The sequence below is a fragment of the Sulfurimonas hongkongensis genome, assembly GCF_000445475.1.
In the GTDB taxonomy this organism is placed as follows: domain Bacteria; phylum Campylobacterota; class Campylobacteria; order Campylobacterales; family Sulfurimonadaceae; genus Sulfurimonas; species Sulfurimonas hongkongensis.
This window is the reverse complement of sequence record NZ_AUPZ01000007.1, coordinates 167,441-186,828: the sequence shown is the minus strand read 5'-3', so window position 1 is coordinate 186,828 and position 19,388 is coordinate 167,441. Positions and strand designations below refer to the sequence as shown.

Below are 19,388 nucleotides of genomic sequence, written 5' to 3'. Positions count from 1 at the left end.
ATGGTACTAGAGAGAGTTGAGCTTTTTAAACATAAAGAGCCTCTCTTTTTTTTAACTTTGGCTCTATTTGTTCTTAGTTACTCTCTTCTTATAGAGTATCAAAACTATAAAAAACTTACTCGCTTTGACTCTTTTATCGTAGATGCGACCGTTTTAAAACAGTATGAAAAGACCAAAAATTCTAGAACATATCAAGTACTCAAACTTAAAACAGCTGACTCTCTTGTTTTTTATACAGGAGCAAAAAAGAGTTTTGAGGATGTTTTGCACCAGAGGCTCACACTTGAGATTTATCCAAAAAAGGTATCTTTTTATGACTATCTTACTACTTTTTATGCCTACTCAAAAGTTAGAACCATCTACAAAGAAGAGACACAAAAGCAAAAACTTAATACTAGTGTTGCATCAGAGCATCAAAATCCTGACATTGCAAATATCTATCAAGCCCTCTTTAGTGCAACTCCACTCAATTACTCGCTAGTAAAGATTTTTTCAAACCTTGGTGTCTCGCATCTCTTGGCCATCAGTGGTTTTCACTTAGGTGTTCTTAGTGCCATACTCTTTTTTTTAGTAAAACCCATATATAACTTTGCTCATAATAGATACTTTCCTTATAGAAACTCTAAGACAGATATCTTTATCTTTGTAGCTTTTGTGCTTTTACTTTATCTAAATTTTTTAGACTCTCCAGCATCTCTGCTTCGCGCCTTTGTTATGCTAGTTGTTGGTTTTGTTCTTTATGACAGAGGCATAAAAATCATCTCCATGCAGACACTTCTACTTACCATCATACTTATATTGGCACTATTTCCTAGACTCTTTTTCTCGCTTGGGTTTTGGCTCTCTATATCTGGAGTTTTTTATATATTTCTCTTTCTTATCCACTTTAAACATATACACAAAGTTTGGCAATTTCTCTTAGTGCCTATCTTTGTCTATATCACGATGCTACCCCTCTCTTTAGTCATCTTTTCAAACTTTAGCATCTACCATCCACTCTCTATAGTATGGACTTCACTCTTTACTATCTTCTATCCGCTTAGTATTGTTTTGCATCTTGTGGGGTTCGGGGGTCTTTTTGATACAGTTTTAGAGAGTTTAATCTCTCTAGGAGAGCATGGGCAAAGTGTAGAGATCGGCTATATTTGGCTAATTATCTATGCTTTTATCTCTCTTGTTAGCATCTATAGTAAGAGATTTGTTTGGCTTACTCTCTTTGTTAGCCTCTCTTTTTTTATATACGCGATCTATCATATAACATAGTTTAAGTCCGTAGATAAAGATTATCCATGAGATATAGATCCATAAAAACAGAAACATCATAATAGCAAAAGAGCCATACATCGTAGTGTAGGCTTTGTTATAAAAAACATACTCTATAAAGATATTTTTAGAGATGTTAAAAACCATAGCTATAATAAAAGAGCTAATAAGTGAAGCCTTGGGGTTTATCTTAGTGTTTGCACCTATTTGAAAGATAAGAAAAAACAGAGCCCAGATGATAATATATGGGATAAAGGGTAAGATGTTTATGCCTGAAGTATAAGTGTTTGAGTCTATCATGATAGCAAGTTGTGCAGTGATATAAAAAGATGCGCCTAGAGCTATGGGTGTGAGAGTAAGCATTGTCCAGTAGGTCGTGACCGACTCCCAAAGAGTTCTAGGTTTTGCATGAAAGATTTTGTTTGCAATGTACTCAAAGTTTTTAAAAAAAAGCAGTGATGCAACTAAAACCATAATAAGCCCTATGACTCCCATCTTTGCAGAATTTTTTAAAAAACCATCGATATGCCCCATAACAGCTTCAGAATTAACTGGCATTAGGTTTGAAAATATAAAAACTTTTATAGTCTCATAATACTCCTCAAAACTAGGCAATGATGTCAAAAGAGTGAGCATTATAAGTAGAAGCGGGATAATAGTAAAAATAGTATAGTAGCTAAGAGATGCAGCAAAAAGAGTTAACTCCTTATCTACAAAAGTGCTTATAAAAAATTTTATATGTACGTAGATATATTTAAGAGTTATTTTGCCATCAAACATCAAAGATCTTTAATTTAGACCCATCTTAGCAGGGTTTAAAATATTGTTAGGATCAAATGCCTTTTTTATAGACTTAAAGAGATTCATCTCCTCATCGCTAAAAGCCATCTTCATGTAAGGTGCTTTTGCAAGTCCGATGCCATGCTCCCCACTTAGAGTTCCTCCTAAGTCAATAGTCGCAGCAAAGACTTCTTCGATAGCTTTGTAAGCAATTTCAACTTGCTTAGGATCACTTCCATCAACCATTACATTTGTGTGTACATTTCCATCTCCAGTATGACCAAAACAAGGTATATTTACTTGGTATTTGTCAGCTATGGCATAAAACCTCTCAAGAAGTTCAGGCAGAGCTGAACGAGGAACAGTCACATCTTCGTTTAGTTTTTTACTTCCATAGACACTAAGTGATGGAGAGGCGTTTCTTCGTGCAAACCAGATATCAGCAGCTTCTGTCTTATCTTTTGCAACTCTAAACTCACTACAACCATTTTCACGAAAAACTTTCTCAACTTGTGCAAGTTGATAGTTTAAATCCTCTTCTAAATTTCCATCAACATCACTCACCAAGAGTGCACCAGCATCAACAGGAAGTCCTTTTTTAAAAGTCTGCTCCACAGCTCTAATAGTTAAGTTATCTAAAAACTCCATCGCAACAGGGGTAATCCCACTTGCCATTGTTTTATAAACAGCTTCCATTGCATCTCTTACAGTTGGAAATATTCCCATCGCAGTCTTAGTTAACTTTGGTTTTGGGATAAGTCTAAGAGTTATCTCACTAAGCACAGCAAGTGTTCCCTCAGATGCAATTAAAATCCCACTTATGTTGTAACCTGCTACATCTTTGATGGTCCTCTTTCCAGCTTTAATAATATCGCCATTTGGCAAAACTGCACGAGTTGCCATCACATAGTCTTTTGTAATACCATACTTTGCAGCTCTCATACCACCAGCATTTTCACTTACATTTCCTCCGATACTAGAGTAATCTTGGCTTGCTGGATCTGGCGGATAAAAAAGACCCACCTCTTCCACTGCTTTTTGCAAGTCCATATTTATAACGCCGGGTTGAACAATGGCAACCATATTTTTCATATCTATCTCTAAGATTTTATTCATATGTTTTTCCATAGCCAACACGATACCACCACTACTTGGAAGTGCTCCACCAGTAAAACCACTACCCGCTCCACGAGGAACTATAATGATTTTATGCTCATTGCAGTATTTTAAAATAGCACTTATATCATTTTCATCTCTTGGAAATATAACAGCATCAGGCTCAAAATGTTCTCTCGTGGCATCATAAGAGTATGCTATAAGGTGTGCTTTATCACTATAGATATTTTCATCTGTGACAATACCAGTAAGGTATTCTAAGTGTTTTTTATCAATCATTTTAAGACCTTTGCTTTATAGTTTTTTATCAAGTTTGCTAGCTCTTTGTTATCTGGGTTTGCTTTGTTTAAAAGCTCGTAATAATGAGGTTCATAAGAGTTTAGTTTATTACTCCCCTCTCCCCACCATGCTGCATCTATCTCTTGTATTCTTGTATAAAAAGGAAGCTGTGTCTCTTCTTGCTTAAGAGCTGCATCTGTAATGTTTAGGATTTTAAAGCTCCTTGCATCTACAGTAAAGAGTTTTTCATCTAAATATATAAAAACCAACCCTACAGAAGTTGCTATAGAGAATTTTTTAAAATCTTCTCTTAGTGGTGTTGGATGCCCAATAAAAGAGAGAGTAGTTGCAAAAAGGTCAGAATGAACCCATTGTAAATCTTTTACACTTCTAGTTATCCTATGATATATCTCTTCATTAGGTGCTATAAGAAGTCCTCTTGTATAACCAAAGGCCAAAATAGCTTCATCTCCAACACTTACACTCCACTTTCCATTTGGAAGTGCATTGTTTCTTAGAGCATCAAAAGGAGACATCTCTAAAGTAGCTATCTTTGAGTCTTTATCATAGGAGCTAACCACAATACTTTTGAGTATAATCTCTTGCTCATCTGAAAGCTTGTGAGATATAAATCCACTTATCCCTACATCTATCTTATCTATCTCTATTGTTGCTTGTGAATTTTTCTCATCAACACTCACTATCGGCGACTTTACAACTCCCGCAAAAGTTTGTAAAACTAACAACATAGCTAAAAATATATACTTCATAAACTCTCTTTTTTTCAAATAATAATAGAGTGATTATATCTTAACTAAGCCAATTTTTGATAAGGTTACAAAATATTTTTTATAGGTTATAACTTTATGATACGATTTTTTTTACTTCTCCTACTAACATCTACACTCTTTAGTGCTCAAGTAGAGCGCTTTAGGTGGGTAAAAGATGAAACTTACTTGATTTTTCTACAAAAGCATAACCTTCCAACCTATAAGCTCTATTACGCACTTGACAAGGACGATCAAGAGCTAACAGAGGAGATGAGAGCGGGCGTTCATTGCCAAATACTAAGAGATGATAGAGGAGAAATAGAACAAGTCCTGCTTCCTTTAAATGATGAGCTACAAGTCCACATATATAGACACAATGGCGAGTACAATTTTGAAGCCATTCCTGTTATAAGCCAGACAAGAACAGAGTCTTTTACACTCACTATAAACAACTCTCCATACTATGATATCATCAAAGAAACAGGCTCAAAAAAATTAGCTCAAATCTTTGTATCAAACTTCAAAAACTCACTAAACTTTAAACGAGACCTAAGAAAAGGTGATACTTTAGTAATGATTTATGATCAAAAATATCGCTTAGGTCGCCCTTTTTCTATGCCAATACTAAAGTCTGCAATGATAGAGATGCGAAAAAAAAAGAACTTTATCTATCTTAATGACGATGAGAGATATTATGATGCAAAAGGTCATGAGGTTGAGGGCTTTTTACTCGCTCGTCCAGTAAAAGGTGCTCGAATCTCTTCTTACTTTACAAAGAGGAGATTTCATCCTATTTTAAAAAAGTGGAAAGCTCATTTAGGAATAGACTATGCGGCAAGGCGTGGCACTCCCATAATCGCTGCTGGAAGTGGAACTATAGTCCATGCATCTAGACTTGGAAGCTATGGAAATCTTATAAAAATCCGCCATAGCGATGGATATGAGACTAGATATGCACATCTAAAATCATTTCGCAGAGGTATATATAGAGGTAAGTATGTAAAAAAAGGACATACTATAGGATATGTGGGAACTACTGGTCGCTCAACAGGTCCTCATCTTCACTTTGAACTTAGAAAATATGGTCGTGCTATAAACCCTCTAAATGTAGTTCAAGTGACAACTAAAAAGCTAAAAGGCAAAGAGTATAATGCTTTTGTTAAGCTCAAAGAGAATTATGATCAAAGTATAAATTTACACCTTAATAACCGAACTAAGTATGAAAAACCTGCAAAAAAAGAGAGCGTTTGCTACTTTAACAATGGTGGCTCTTGTGTTTAAAAGATGCCAAAGTAGCTTAAGAAAACTCTATGGGATCCATATCAACCTCAGCTAAAGCTACTCTGCACGACTTTATAGCTCTTATGATGTTTGTGCTTTTATCCGAACGAAGAAGTATCTCAAACCTATACTTATCCGCCACTCTCTTAGTAGCACACTCTCCAAAACCTACCACCTCTATATCTCTTATCCTTGAGAGAGGCTCTAACATTTTATGCATCTCATCTTGTGCTCTAGTTGAGTTTTTATGTGAGAACAAGATGCGACAAAGTTTTTTATATGGCGGATAGAGCCCTTCTCTAAAGCCTATCTCCTCTTGTAAAAATGCATCATAATCATCTATAAACTTACTAAAAAACTCTTCATTAAATGTTTGAACTAAAACTAAAGCATCTTTAGCTCGTCCACTTCGTCCTGAAACTTGTATAAGTGAGGCAAGAGCATTTTGTCTGGCTCTATAATCACTCATATTTAACATATTGTCAAGCCCTAAAACCACAGCTAGTGTAACTCCGTGATAGTCATGTCCTTTACTTAGCATCTGAGTTCCAACAAGGATACTAGTCTCTTGTGTGTTAAACCTCTCTAATGCATCTCTTAGTTTTTTAGCACTTGTTATTGCATCTCTATCAAAAAGCTCAACCTCAGCGTTACTAAACTTCTCTTGTATCACTTTTAGTGCCTCTGCAGTTCCTAGTCTTGAGCTCACCAGAGAGCCACTTCCGCACTTTTGACAAACTTTTGGGATGGCTTGCGCATAGTTACAATAGTGACACCTTAGAGCGTTTGATTTTTCATGTATACTCATCCCAACACTACAATATGCACACTCCACACTAGCCCCACAACTCTCACATACCAAATACTTAAAGTTTGCTCTAGTCGGCAGAAAAACTATAACCTGCTCTTTTGCTTCTAGTGTCTTTTTAATATGTTCAAAGATTAGGGGCGATAACTCCTCTTTTGATTTTTCATATATAAACTCTTTTTTTGCACTAAAGTGAGTACCTCTGAGTCTTGTGTGAGGAAATTTCACATAAGAGCCTAGAGATGGAGTAGCACTTCCTAAAACCACACCAGCCTCATATAGTTTTCCCATATAGATGCTCAAGTCTCTTGCATGATAGCGAGGTCTTGAAGATGACTTGTAACTATCATCATGCTCTTCATCTACAACAATAAGACCTAAATCTTTTATGGGCAAAAAGAGAGCTGAGCGAGGACCTGCAACTATTTTAGCACTTCCATCATAAATTTTTGCAAGTGCTTTTTTCTTTTGAAGTGGTGTAAGTTTGGAGTGCCACATAACTACTTCTTCGCCAAAGTGAGCTTGGAGTCTTTTGTTCATTTGAGGGGTTAGTGAGATCTCTGGCATCAAAAATATGGAACGCTTCTTCTGTGCTATCATCTTTTGAAAATACTTCATATATATCTCAGTTTTTCCACTTCCTGTATCTCCAAAGAGGAGTGAAGTTTGATGCTCTTTTAAAAACTCTAGAGCTTCTTCTTGTTTTTGCGAGAGTTTTATTGTAGAGGTGGAGCTAAAAACACCATTTTGCTTTAACTCTGGAGAGTTGCAACTAAATGGTATCATAATCCCCAAAGCCTCACCTAAAGAGCAGACATAGTAAGTAGAGATAAACCGAGCAAGGTCTAACTGTTTTTTTGAATAGAAAAACTCACTTACACTCAAAACCTCATTTGTTTTAAATTCTGGTTTTTTCACCTTTTCTATAACTACGCCATTAGTAGTTCTATTTCTTACATTTACACTTACTTTAGTGCCTGTGCTTATGGTTTGAGATGAGTGGTATGTAAATGGCTCAAGAGGAGAGCCAAGTAGTGAGATATTATAGTAGTGCAAGATTTTCTAATCAACTAAAGCGTTACAGTTACCTGTATTTGTTTCACAACTAAAAATCCCACTAGTGGAATTATAGTCAAAAGTTGTAGTAGTATCGCCAACTTTGTAAGTATATCTTTTTCTACCTGAGTCAGCTACTACTGCCCAATCCCCAGAGTTAGTTCCAGCTTTTATGCCGTACATCAAAAGTGTTCTATCTCCATCACCTGTAAAAAGTGTTGTATCATTTTCGCTTAGGGTTGGTATCCAACTGTTTTCGCCTTTTACAAGTTGAGTCTGTCTCTCATTTACAATAGCAGAGCGGATAGTTGCAATATCTGCACGACCAGATGCAATATCAGCCTGTTCTTTTGTGCTTGCAAACTTAGGAAGTGCAACAGCTGCTAAAATCCCTAAGACTACTATAACAAAGATTAACTCTATCACAGTAAACGCATTTTTTGATCTTTGCATAAACACATCCTTTAAAAAATATTAATTGTTAACAGATAATATTACCATTTTTTAGTTTAAAATTTGGTTTTGTGGAGGCTTGGAGTTAGATGAGTATCATATACATATGCATTCCACCTCGGGAGAGATGGAACGAGGGAAGTCTTTTTCTATATATACATTTCATCTCGGAAGTGATTAAATGAGACAACAATCAAATGTTTTCGTTTAACATCCATTTTGATCCATTCCATATATCACATCTTGCTGCTGAAGTTGAATTTCCATCATTACAAAAAATGGAATATGTAACACCATTATATGTTTTACTACCTATTGCAGTACCTGCTGTTGCATTACTATCAAAATCTTCTGCTTGTCCATTCATATTAGTAAATGTCATTACAATATTATCTGGTGCTGCTAAGTCATTTTTAATTTTATCTTCATAATCAGTACTATCAATAGAACCATTATTTCCATTCAATATAGAATCACTCCAGTATGGCGGCAGAACTGTTCTATTTAATGTACCCACATATCCTTGCAGTTTTCCTACTTTTGCTTGCTCTGAGACACCTATAAACTTAGGAAGTGCAACTGCAGCTAAAATACCTAAGATAACTATAACAAAAATCAACTCTATCATTGTAAAACCAGCTCTTTTCATAAAGAACTCCTTAGTGTAAAAAATGGGCTACTCTAGTAACCGTGATGGACATTATGTTATAATTTGTATTAAATAGTACTTAAAAATAACAGTGACAATCTGTGTATTTTTATGTTATTTAGCATTCACATTAAAGGGACTTTTTTTGGAACTCTTTTTGCTTAGTCTAGACTATATTTAAAAGCCCTAAAGAGCTAAGGAGTAAAAATGAGTATCGAAGTATCTCGCGCACACGACATTGTAGATAAAGCACTTGACTACAGAGCCATTAGACAAGATATGATAGCTTCAAACATTGCAAATGCGGATACTCCTTTTTACAGACCAAGAGACATAAGTTTTCAAGAGACACTGATGGCAAAAAAGGCAGAAATTTTTAACGATGCTAAAGACAAACTAGAGTTAGCCCAAACTGACAGCTCACACATTCCACTCCAGCATGAGAAAGATTCTAGTCGTGCTACAACATTTTATAGAGATGGTCACATGGCTAGAAACGATGGAAATAGTGTTGATTTGGACGTTGAGACTACTGAGATGAGTAAAAACTCAGTCATGTTTAACGCTCTTGTAATGGCTAGAAAAAAGAGCTCTAGCATCTTTAAGAGTGTCCTAGAAGCATCAAGTAAAACAAGTTAATTTAGTGACTGAAAACTAACTTGGACTTGTTCAAGTTAGTTGAGAAAAAGGAGAATATATGTCATTTTTAAATAGTTTTGATATAAGCGGTTATGGACTAAGTGCTCAAAGAGTCCGAGTAAATACTATCTCGCAAAACATAGCAAATGCACAAACAACAAGAACCGAAGAGGGTGGACCTTACAGAAGAAAGGAAGTTGTCTTTAAAGCTATAGACTTTAATGAGCAGTTTAACAAAGCCTTAGGCGAGTCAACAAATAGTGCAAAGTATGAAGACCCCTTAGATGAGGGGCATTTTGGCAAAAAAGTAAATCCTGCTATAATGAGCGTAGTAGTTGACAAAATCTCAAGAGATGACAGAGATCCAAAGATGAAATTTGACCCAGCACATCCAGATGCAGATGCAAGTGGTTATGTTGCGTACCCAAATATTAATCCTGTTATCGAAATGGCCGATTTAGTAGAAGCGACTAGAAGCTACCAAGCAAATGTAGCTGCATTTGAGAGTTCAAAAGATATAGCAAACTCTGCGATATCCCTTTTACAGTAGGCTTTTGGATGAATAGCGTGATTAAGGATGTAAAATGAGTGAATTTGGCAAAATAGAAGGACTATCAGGAACATCTACTGCTGAGCTTTTAAAACAAAAAAGTAAAGTAGGTGGTGCTGATGGTGAAGCCTTTGCATCTCACTTAAAATCTGCTCTAAATGAAGTAAACGAGTATCAAGAAAAAGGTGAAGTAGCTCTAAGTGAGATGGCAACAGGTCAGGTAAAAGACCTACATCAGGCGGCCCTTGCTATTGGAAAAGCTGAAACTAGTATGAAACTTATGCTTGAGATTAGAAACAAAGCTCTAAACGCTTACAAAGAGTTAGGTAGAACGCAACTATAATCACTCCAATCGTCCACTCTCTACTCTAAAATGCTATAATCTCTTAAAAATAAACTCAAGTGTAATTTATGAACTATAAAACAAAAAGTAAAAAAATCTTTCTTCTTTATACACTTATTGCCATGGCTTTTTTAATCTTTTTAAGCGTGATGCTACTTACTGTTTTAAAATCTCGTCACCTTCCATCTCTATATACAAAAGAGACCTCAAAAGCACAAAGAGGTTCCATCATCAGTGCTGATGGTTTTCACATAGCAACTACCCAAAAACTCTACAAAGCCGTAGTAAACACTCTTTATATCGACCCGCAAAAGATGAACCTTTTTATACAACTCTTTAGTATCTACTCAGGTATAGACTCTAAAGAGATTGAGAAAAAATTAAAAAAGGCAAAAGGTTCAGTGGTTTTAAGCTACAACATCACAGAAAAAATGGCTCAGTATCTAAAAAGACTCTCTTATGAGCTTAGAAGATATGATGTTTTTGTTGAGAGAAAAAACCCAAAAACTGGATATACAACACTTCATGGGCTAAATATCATCGAGAGTGGGGAGAGTAGAGAGTATCCATATGGAGATCTTTTAACTCCCATCATAGGCTATCCACACAAACAAGAAGAGCAAGGATATACTTACATAAAAGGGGTAAAAGGTCTTGAGAAGAGATTTGAAAGAGCTCTTGCACCAAGACAAGATGAGCTAAGACAAGGAAAAAGAGATGTAAATGGCTACATCATTTTAAACAAAGAGAGCTTTTCAAAACCACATATCAATGGACTTAACATTAAGCTAAATATCCCTGTAGGACTTCAAATCAGAGTTGAGAGGATGCTAGATAGCATGAAAAAAGAGCTTGAAGCAAAAGAGATTATCTGTGCGGTGATGGATACAAAGAGCGCAAAAGTTATCACACTAGCGAGTTCAAATAGGTACTTACCTAAAAATATAAAAAGAAGTGATTATCCATCTCTAAATAGCGCTATGACTGAGTATAGTTTTGAGCCTGGAAGTGTTATAAAACCCATAACTTTTGCCCTACTTCTTGATAAGGGCTTAGTAAATCCTTATGACCTAGTAAATGGTCACAATGGTCGCTTCAAAATGGGCAGAAAAGTTATAACTGATGAACATGACTTTGACTGGCTTAGTGCTGAGAATGTTATAGTTCACTCATCAAACATCGGTATAGCTCAACTTGCACAAAAACTAAGTGGCGGCGAGTTTTATGATGGGCTTCTTGATTTTGGATTTTCTAAAAAATCTACGCCTGATTTAGTCTATGAAAGACAAGGCTCTATACCAAGTGCGACTCGTCTAAACAACGAGATTTATAAAGCAACCTGCTCTTATGGTTATGGAATGAATGCAAACTTGATGCAACTCATCCGTGCATATAGTGCTTTTAACAACAACGGAAGGATTGTAACTCCAAAAATAGTAGATAGTTTTGTAGATGCAAGAGGTCAGATAAAAGAGATTCCAAATGAAGAGCAGATTCAAGTTATAAAAAGCTCAACCGCCGATAGAGTCAAAAAAATCCTTATAAAAACCGTAAATGAAGGAACTGGTAAGAAAACAAAGAGTGATGGACTTACTGTTGGTGGAAAAACAGGAACTGCCCACATAGTTGAGGCTGGCAAGTATGTTAACAGATACAACACCGCTTTTTTAGGATTTGTAAATGATAGAGAAAAAAAATACACTATGGGCGTTATAGTCATAGAACCAAAAAGTAGCCAGTTTGCCTCACAAACCGCTGTTTTGGTCTTTAAAGACATCATAGATATAATGGTCGAAGAGGCTTATCTAACTCCAGTTCTTTAACTTTTTCATAAAATCTTTACCATCATCACACCACCAAATCTAACTCTTGAAGTATACCAATCCCCCCATCTTCTCTTAGGTAGATGGAACTCTCTCTTAAGTGAGCTGTTGTCTTTGCATCTGCTCCTATGAATTCGAAATCTGTTTTAACACTGCCAAGATATAAGGCTCCAATATTTTTTTCTTTTAACGAGTAAAGTGACTCAACTCCATTTTCATCTTTACTCCAGATAAGGAGTTTAGAGAAGGCTTCATCACTTTCATCTATCCAACCATTTCTATCACTGTCATATGCTCTTAGCTCATTAAAACCATTTCCGCTCTTAGGACCAAAAAGCTCACTACCATCATTTATAATGCCATCACTATTTTTATCTAATGCTAAAAATCCACTCCCAGAACCCACAAAAGAAAACTCATCGCTTTTGCCATCAAGGTCTAAATCAAAATTATGTTTAATATCGCTAATACTTACCACATCTGTACCAAAGTTTATAACAAGTGGGTCGATAACTGCATCTCCTGCTTTAAAGCTTAGAGACTCATGCAGACTTATCTCACTCTTAATGTTAAAAGCAAGTGAGAAGTCTATACTCTTTCCATCAGCACTCTTTACGCTCCCAGATACACTAAAGGCTAGTTGCTCTTTTTTTATCTCTGTTTTTTGGTATTGATAATCTATGCCCCATCCTAAAAGCTCTCTCTCACCTTCTTGTACACCATCTTTGTTTGATGAGGGTTCTTGTGGCTTTATACTCTTTGCAAAAGAGAGATCAATCTCTCTCCCTGTTAAAATCTCTAAAGCTCGCACTATTGTCATAAGTTTTGGAGGAAGTTGAATCTCGTCTGGTTCTTCCCTGATACTTAGCTCTTTTGGTGTTAAGTTTTTAAAATCCCCCGTTAGCTCCAATCTATCTTGTGTCTTAAATCTCTCTGGAGCATCTTCTTTTTTATCCCACATCTCAAGCCTTTTGCTCTCGTATATTTCGTGACTCTTCTTATGTTCGCTTGAAAGGGATACATCTGAATTTAATATTTTCACAACTCATCCTTTAGTTTATGATACCTATATATATATCGACTATATTAAGTAAAAACATAAATGAGTAAGATCATCTATCTCTAGCATTTATGCTGTTATTTATGCACATATGAGATATAATCTCACAATTAAATTGCCCTTTAGGAATTCTTATGCCATCAAGTAGTATCAAGCCCACCAATCACCGTGTTTATCCCTGTCCCAATGATAAAAAACTGTTGCTTCTAAACCAAATCATCTCTCAAAATATAGATAGTAAAATCATAATCGTAAGCTCGCAAGATATATCTAGCATAAAAGAGTCTTTAGTAGATATAACTAGTGTAGAGGTTCTAAGTGATGATGAGCTTCTTAAAGATGAGTCTCTAAAGTGCGACTTGCTTATAAGCCTAGATTTACCTCAAAAGGCAATTCTCTATATCCAAAGACTCTCTCACACAACTTCAAAAGCACTTCTTCTTTTAAATGAGAGTGAGCAAAAACTACTCTACCCAATAGAGACTCTTTTGGGTCGTGTTATAAAACAAGAGATAGTAGAAGGTTTTGAGTATGAAAAAAAAGAGACAAAACCAAAACAAAAACAGATGTCAAAACAAGATATAAAAGATGTGGCTAAAAAAAGATACGATGAGAGTACGAGAGACCAAAATGAGCCAAAAAAAGAGTTTAAAAAACCAAAAAGAGATGATGGTAAAGCTAAAGAGTGGGAAAAAAAGAAAAAAGCACCAAACAAGTTTTTAGGTAAAGATGAAAAGGGAAAAGCTATCTTCTCAGGTAAGAGCGGAGAGAGAAATCACCGCCATGATGGAAGTCCAAAAGAGAGCTACGATGCTCCTAAAAAAGTAGGAAAAAAGATAAACATCAAATCACTCAAAAAGCCAAAAGATAAAAAGGCTGATTAGAAGATAAGTTCTTCATTAGCATCTGCTTCGTTATTTGCTCGTGGTGGTCTAGAGATATCACTAAAATACTCTTTTTTACCACCAATATTAACCTCTACAATCCCCTCTGGAGTTATAAACTCTCTTTGGATTTGTGGATATAGCTCTAGCACACTTCTGTAAAACTGGGCAAATGCAGGTCCTGCAATTTTTCCACCTGTCTCCCATCTATGCATAGCAGAGTTATCATCATTTCCAAACCATACAACAGTCTCTATGGTTGGCGAATAACCTGCAAACCAACCATCTACATTATTGTTAGTAGTCCCTGTTTTTCCAGCGAGCTCTATACCTTTTACTTTTGCTCTTCTACCAGTTCCCCTCTGCACTACATCTCTTAAAATAGTAGTCATGATAAAGGCTTGCGTGGGTTCTGTTATGAACTTACTTTTTTGCTTTTTTTCATATATGGTGTTTGATTTTTGCTCTATAAAATTTATAAGATGAGGCTCCATTTGCATACCACTGTTTGCAAAAGATGATAAATATTTTGCAAGTTCAAGTGGTGAGAGGGAGATTGTTCCTAATGAGATAGATAGGTTCCTTGGAAGATTCTCAATGCCAAATTTGTCTAACTCGTCTAAAAGCTGAGTTAGCCCTATATCATTTACAAGATTTATAGTCGCGAGATTATTTGAGTGAACAAGTGCATCTCTTAAAGAGACAAGCCCTTTATAATTTTTTCCATAATTTCTTGGACTCCAAGTTAGCTCTTGCCCATCTTTTTCATACTTATATGTTCTTGATATGTCTACAAGTTCAGTAGCCCCTGAGTAACCAAGGTCTATGGCTACTTGATATATAAAAGGTTTAAAAGCAGAACCAGGAAGTCTCTTTCCTTGAGTAGCACGGTTATAGGATGAAGTCTTATAGTCAACACTTCCAACAAGAGCAACTATATCACCACTTGCAGAATCAAGAGAGACTATAGCACCATTAAGTAAAGAGGTGTTTACATCTTCAGATGCTTCGTATGATGGATTAGTCTCAAGGATCTTAGCCTCCCTCTCTTTATATCCTTCTATTCTCTCTAAAGACTTATCGTAAGCGCTCTTTAGTGCCTCTTTTGCAGCATCTTGAAGTCTTAAGTCTATGGTTGTGTATATCTCATAACCACCGCTTTTCATATCATAAATACCAAGGTCAGGAAGTCTTCTAGCAACTTCATCAACTATAAAAGGTGCTCTATTTTGAGTTAGAGTATCATCATAAACTTTTGGATTTTCATCCATTGCAGCTTTATAAGTCTCTTCATCTATCCAACCTAGAGTGTGCATCCTAGATATGACACGATTTGCTCTGCCCATAGATATCTCATAATTTTTTGTAGGTGCATAAATACTAGGCGCTTTTGGAAGCCCTACCAAAATCGCCATCTCTTTTAGTGTCAAGTCACTTAGTTTCTTGTTGAAGTATCCATCAGCTGCTGTTTTTATACCATAATATCCATGCCCATAATAGATCTCATTTAAGTATCTCTCAAGTATCTCTTCTTTAGTTAAAACTCTCTCTACTTTGAGTGCGAATATCGCCTCTTTTATCTTTCGTGAGAGTTTTTTCTCTCTTGTTAAAAGCACATTTTTTACAAGTTGTTGGGTGATGGTACTTGCACCCTCCACCGCTTTCCCAGCCTTTATAACCTTAATGGCTGCTCGAAAAATGGCATCTATATTTATACCAGGATGTTCAAAAAAAGTAGTATCTTCTATAGCTACTAGTGCTTCTATGACTCGCGGTGGGATCTCTGCAAAAGTTGCATAGTATCTATGTTTTTTATCAAAAATATTTGCTATTTTTTCGCCATTTTTATCATAGATTCTAGTAGTAACATTTGGTTTGTACTCAACTAGCTCAGTTATGTCATAACTATGTGAGGTTAAAAAATATCCTAAAACTATAAATGGAGATAATAACCCCACAAGCAAGATACTCAAAAAAATATTTTTAGCAATTCTCATCTTCTAAAATCCCTATTTGCAAAGTTTGCATCTATGAGTGTTTTTGTGTACTTTTGTTGTGGCGAGGCTAAAAGAGTCTTCATATCACTACTCTCTACGACTCTTCCATCTTTTATAACGCAGATCTCATCACAAATCACTTTAGCCGAGTTCATATCGTGTGTTACAAAGAGCATCTTAAATCCATGCTCCTTTTGCAAATCCCTTAGCAAGTCAAGTATCAAAACTCTGGTTTTTGGGTCGAGTGCCGTCGTTGGTTCATCTAAGAGTATAAGCTTTGGCTCTCTCTCTAATGCCATAGCGATTACTACTCTTTGAAGCTGCCCACCAGAGAGTTCAGGTGCAAATCTCTCAAGCAAACTCTCATCTAAATCAACCTGAGAAAAAAGCTCTTTTATCCTGCCATCATCCACAAAAAACTGTTTTTTTATCTTTGTCAGTGGAGAGAGGGCTGTAAAAGGATTTTGAGGAACAAAAGAGATATCTCTGCCACCTTTTAGTTCAAATGCAGCATCTGACTCTATGATGGATTCCATTGAAGATGGGAGCATCCCCAGAAGTGCTTTAAGTGTCAAACTCTTTCCGCTACCACTCTGTCCAACAAGTGCTAAAGATGATGAGATGCTAAAGTTTATATCTACTAAAATTTTCTCTTTGAGGCTAATCTGCAACTTGGATATTTTCATTGTGCTATTCTATCTAATTTCTAGTAACACTTCACTTACTCTCAAAAGACTAAACCTCTCTCTTTAAGGCTATTAGTCTGCATAACTCTCTTAGCTCACCTTCACTACCGCCAAGTCTCGCTATTAGCCTTATAATAGCACTCTTTACAGTTGGTTGTCTGATGGCACCTACTGCATATCCGCTCCTTTTTAGCTCCTCTTTTATCTTTATAACCTCTGCATTATCACCTATAGTTATTGGAACTATCAAGCTCTCTGTTTTTATGCCTAAATCTTGCTCTATTATGCTTTTGTTAAGCTCTATTTTCTCTTTTAAACTCTCTTTGTTATCTCTTATATATCTTAGAGCGTTGTGGGCTAAAAGTGTGTCGTAGAGAGAGAGTGAAGTGGCATAGATGATTGGTCTTGCACGATTTATAAGATAGTCTATAATGTGTATTGAAGATAAAATATAAGCACCAAAACTTCCATATGCTTTACCCAAAGTTCCCATCTTTATGTGGTTTGGTCTGATTTTAATATCATACAAATCATAAACACCCATAAGATTTTCGCCAACTACTCCACTACTATGAGCCTCATCAACAATAACAATAGCATCATGTTTATCGCAAATTGTAAAAATCTCTTTTTTTACCAAATCGCCATCCATAGAGTAGATGCCCTCAACTGCTACTATTTTCCTCTTAGCATTAGATGCAAGTAGCATCTCTTCTAACTCTTCTATATCATTATGCTTAAAAAATTTCACTCTTTTGTTGCCTATCTGAGATGCCAAGACCCCAGAAGCGTGATAGAGTTCGTCCATAAAAAGTTCATCGCCTTTTCTCACAAGAGCATCTATAAGTGCAATATTTGCGCTAAAACCACTCCCTAAAACTACCGCATCTTCAAAGCCATTTAGCTCTTTTAATATATCTTCAAAATTTTTGTGGATCTTATGATAACCATTTACCAAAAGTGAGGCTTTTGAGCTGTTTTGTGGAAGTTTTGAAATCTCTTTACAGGTTTTTTCATGCAAGACTTTGTTGCAAGAGAGCCCTAAATAGTCGTTAGACGCAAAATCTGCAAGAGAGTTATCTACTAGCTCTCTTTGCCTATATCTTGAACTCTTCTTCAGAGCTTTTATCTCATTTTCGTAGTATAAACTCACTGAACTACAACCATATTTCTACCATTTCGCTTTGCACTATAAAGAGCATCATCAACTCTCTTATAGATGGACTCAAAATCATCACCCTCTTCAAACTCAACTACTCCAAAGCTCATTGTAATAGAGATGACTTTTTTATGTGACTCTATAGCTACTCTTAATTTTTGTGCTATCTCTTTAGCCGCATCTTTTGAGGTATATGGAAGTATAATCATAAACTCTTCCCCGCCAACTCTACACAACACATCTGCTTCACGCAAGTTAGAATTAACAAGTTTTGAGTACTCCTTTAAAACCTCATCGCCTATAGCGTGACCATACTTATCATTTACTACTTTAAAGTGGTCTATATCAAACATTACAAGAGAAAACGGATAATTATATCTACTAGCACGGCTTATCTCTTCTTTTAGTTTTCTCTCAAAATATCTACGATTTCCAGTATTAGTTAACTCATCAGTAATGCTTAAAAGCTCTAGCTCTTTTTTGTATATCTCTTGTTCAGTAATATCACTTAAAATTACAGAGTAGTGCTCGCTTGTACTTAAAAGTTTAGCTGCTCCAACGCTAAAGCAATATACTTTGCCAAATATATCAAGTTTAATTTTATGAGTCTCTTTTGGGTTTTTAACTACATACTTAATCCAGTTTACTCCACCTATATCTTCTTGTAGATATCCATCTTCTGCAACAAAAAAATCACTTATGCTTCTATGATTTTTTTTGAACTCTTGTAATGTTTTGTATCTGCTAAAGTATTTAAAAAATATCTTATTGACGTCTATAATGTTTTTGGTATCATTTACCATTACTATGTTAGTTGATGAGTCTATAATATTATGAAAATACTCCTTCTGCCTTCTGTTTGCGAAAAAAAGCATCATGCTTACAATTATAGCTACACTCATTACAAAAACCAAACCAAAAGTAAGCCACTTAAACATAAAGTAATCCAAATCTAAATTTGAGAGGCTATTTATCTTTTTAAACATCACATAGTGACCAAACAAAGTGCCATCAGGATCCTTTAGTTCGTAAGAGGTTACTATCCTATCATCAACTATTTTACAGCCTTTGATAAAATAACTCTCAACTCCATCTCTTTGCATCCTCTTCATAAGCTCTTTTGGAGCATCAAAGTTTGCAACATAATAATCACCCATAAAGATTTTAGTAAATGGCTCTTCTAGTTGCTCTTTATACTCTTTACCCAGAACTACAACTGAGTCTATATCTGACTTTTTGAGCTCTTTAGAGATGGAGTTAAAGTGAGAAATCACTTCAATAATACCAACAAATTCATCTTTTATAAAGAGTGGAACTATGGCTTTTAAGGAGAGATTAAACTTTGCCGCACTTATAGAGTAGATAACTTTTTTATCCTCTACCGCTCTTATCAAGTCTGCTCTTATATTTGAGAGATTGTCACCACGCTTATGCGACCAACTTCTATAAAGTGTGTTTATATCTTTATCAAAGAGCTGTATCCAGATGTTTTTATAGAGTGTTTCTCGTGTGAGCTTTTCTATGAGTTGTTTGTAGTAGTCTTGTTCGATTTTTTTGTTTTTTACTTTTAGAGCTAGGTTTTTATCATTGGCAAGACTTAGAGCCATGGCAACTGTAGCTTTTTGTTTAAGCAAAATGAGACTACCTACTTGCTCACGCATAAACGAAGATTCTGCTTGATGCTTAGACATAGTCAAAGAGTCTTTTTTAAAATTTAAAAAATCCATATACAACCATGATGCACATAAGACAATTAACACTAATGCTGATATAAGTATATATAACCTATATT

Annotated in this window: 18 protein-coding genes; 7 read left to right on the top strand and 11 right to left on the bottom strand. The window is 35.6% G+C overall.

Features of this window, described 5'->3' with window-relative positions; genetic code table 11:
* The gene (locus tag M947_RS18155; RefSeq protein ID WP_021287529.1) at positions 1-1,263 is read left to right on the top strand and encodes a ComEC/Rec2 family competence protein; all 1,263 of its coding nucleotides are present in this window, start codon (positions 1-3) and stop codon (positions 1,261-1,263) included.
* Here M947_RS18155 and M947_RS23240 read toward each other — a convergent pair.
* Genes M947_RS23240 through M947_RS18145 form a run of 3 tightly spaced genes read right to left on the bottom strand, consistent with a single transcriptional unit; the run spans position 1,150 to position 4,208 of the window.
* Complete coding sequence (locus tag M947_RS23240; RefSeq protein WP_021287528.1) at positions 1,150-2,043, bottom strand: YihY family inner membrane protein; 894 nt, start codon at positions 2,041-2,043, stop codon at positions 1,150-1,152. The genes M947_RS18155 and M947_RS23240 overlap by 114 nt on opposite strands.
* Positions 2,044-2,052: 9 nt before the next feature.
* Positions 2,053-3,438 (bottom strand): FAD-linked oxidase C-terminal domain-containing protein, encoded by a 1,386-nt coding sequence (locus M947_RS18150; protein ID WP_021287527.1) that lies wholly within the window; start codon positions 3,436-3,438, stop codon positions 2,053-2,055.
* Complete coding sequence (locus M947_RS18145; protein WP_021287526.1) at positions 3,435-4,208, bottom strand: plasminogen-binding N-terminal domain-containing protein; 774 nt, start codon at positions 4,206-4,208, stop codon at positions 3,435-3,437. Before M947_RS18145 ends, M947_RS18150 begins: the two co-directional genes overlap by 4 nt.
* A gap of 96 nt (positions 4,209-4,304) precedes the next feature.
* On the opposite strand from M947_RS18145, the gene M947_RS18140 reads away from it, so the two are divergent.
* Positions 4,305-5,489, top strand: a complete 1,185-nt coding sequence (locus M947_RS18140; protein WP_021287525.1) for a peptidoglycan DD-metalloendopeptidase family protein — start codon at positions 4,305-4,307, stop codon at positions 5,487-5,489.
* 16 nt (positions 5,490-5,505) lie between these two features.
* Here the strand turns inward: M947_RS18140 and M947_RS18135 are convergent, their stop codons facing one another.
* The 3 genes from M947_RS18135 to M947_RS23700 form a co-directional block, all read right to left on the bottom strand.
* A complete protein-coding gene (locus M947_RS18135) occupies positions 5,506-7,353 on the bottom strand; it encodes a primosomal protein N' (protein ID WP_021287524.1) in 1,848 nt (615 codons plus the stop codon).
* 6 nt (positions 7,354-7,359) lie between these two features.
* Positions 7,360-7,806: a type II secretion system protein gene (locus M947_RS18130; RefSeq protein WP_021287523.1), complete on the bottom strand. Its 447-nt coding sequence runs from the start codon at positions 7,804-7,806 to the stop codon at positions 7,360-7,362.
* Positions 7,807-7,999: 193 nt separating this feature from the next.
* Complete coding sequence (locus tag M947_RS23700; protein ID WP_021287522.1) at positions 8,000-8,455, bottom strand: type II secretion system protein; 456 nt, start codon at positions 8,453-8,455, stop codon at positions 8,000-8,002.
* A gap of 207 nt (positions 8,456-8,662) precedes the next feature.
* Between M947_RS23700 and flgB the strand changes: the two genes are divergently transcribed.
* The 4 genes from flgB (at position 8,663) to M947_RS18110 (ending at position 11,810) form a co-directional block, all read left to right on the top strand.
* Positions 8,663-9,094 (top strand): flagellar basal body rod protein FlgB, encoded by a 432-nt coding sequence (flgB, locus tag M947_RS18125; RefSeq protein ID WP_021287521.1) that lies wholly within the window; start codon positions 8,663-8,665, stop codon positions 9,092-9,094.
* A gap of 58 nt (positions 9,095-9,152) precedes the next feature.
* A complete protein-coding gene (gene flgC, locus M947_RS18120) occupies positions 9,153-9,644 on the top strand; it encodes a flagellar basal body rod protein FlgC (protein ID WP_021287520.1) in 492 nt (163 codons plus the stop codon).
* Positions 9,645-9,678: 34 nt separating this feature from the next.
* Positions 9,679-9,987 (top strand): flagellar hook-basal body complex protein FliE, encoded by a 309-nt coding sequence (gene fliE, locus M947_RS18115; RefSeq protein WP_021287519.1) that lies wholly within the window; start codon positions 9,679-9,681, stop codon positions 9,985-9,987.
* 68 nt (positions 9,988-10,055) lie between these two features.
* Positions 10,056-11,810, top strand: a complete 1,755-nt coding sequence (locus M947_RS18110; protein ID WP_021287518.1) for a peptidoglycan D,D-transpeptidase FtsI family protein — start codon at positions 10,056-10,058, stop codon at positions 11,808-11,810.
* A gap of 25 nt (positions 11,811-11,835) precedes the next feature.
* Here the strand turns inward: M947_RS18110 and M947_RS18105 are convergent, their stop codons facing one another.
* The gene (locus M947_RS18105; RefSeq protein ID WP_031347977.1) at positions 11,836-12,852 is read right to left on the bottom strand and encodes a hypothetical protein; all 1,017 of its coding nucleotides are present in this window, start codon (positions 12,850-12,852) and stop codon (positions 11,836-11,838) included.
* Positions 12,853-13,004: 152 nt separating this feature from the next.
* Between M947_RS18105 and M947_RS18100 the strand changes: the two genes are divergently transcribed.
* Positions 13,005-13,754 (top strand): hypothetical protein, encoded by a 750-nt coding sequence (locus M947_RS18100; RefSeq protein WP_021287516.1) that lies wholly within the window; start codon positions 13,005-13,007, stop codon positions 13,752-13,754.
* On the opposite strand, the gene M947_RS18095 is transcribed toward M947_RS18100, so the two are convergent.
* Genes M947_RS18095 through M947_RS18080 form a run of 4 tightly spaced genes read right to left on the bottom strand, consistent with a single transcriptional unit; the run spans position 13,751 to position 19,323 of the window.
* The gene (locus M947_RS18095; protein WP_021287515.1) at positions 13,751-15,751 is read right to left on the bottom strand and encodes a penicillin-binding protein 1A; all 2,001 of its coding nucleotides are present in this window, start codon (positions 15,749-15,751) and stop codon (positions 13,751-13,753) included. The two genes, M947_RS18100 and M947_RS18095, sit on opposite strands and share 4 nt — an antisense overlap.
* Entirely contained in the window at positions 15,748-16,437 is a 690-nt protein-coding gene (locus tag M947_RS18090) for an ABC transporter ATP-binding protein (RefSeq protein ID WP_021287514.1), read from the bottom strand. Before M947_RS18090 ends, M947_RS18095 begins: the two co-directional genes overlap by 4 nt.
* A gap of 49 nt (positions 16,438-16,486) precedes the next feature.
* Positions 16,487-17,590 carry an aminotransferase class I/II-fold pyridoxal phosphate-dependent enzyme gene (locus tag M947_RS18085; RefSeq protein ID WP_021287513.1) on the bottom strand — a complete coding sequence of 368 codons (1,104 nt, stop codon included), beginning with the start codon at positions 17,588-17,590 and terminating at the stop codon, positions 16,487-16,489.
* A complete protein-coding gene (locus M947_RS18080; RefSeq protein WP_021287512.1) occupies positions 17,587-19,323 on the bottom strand; it encodes a sensor domain-containing diguanylate cyclase in 1,737 nt (578 codons plus the stop codon). Before M947_RS18080 ends, M947_RS18085 begins: the two co-directional genes overlap by 4 nt.
* Positions 19,324-19,388 lie beyond the last annotated feature (65 nt).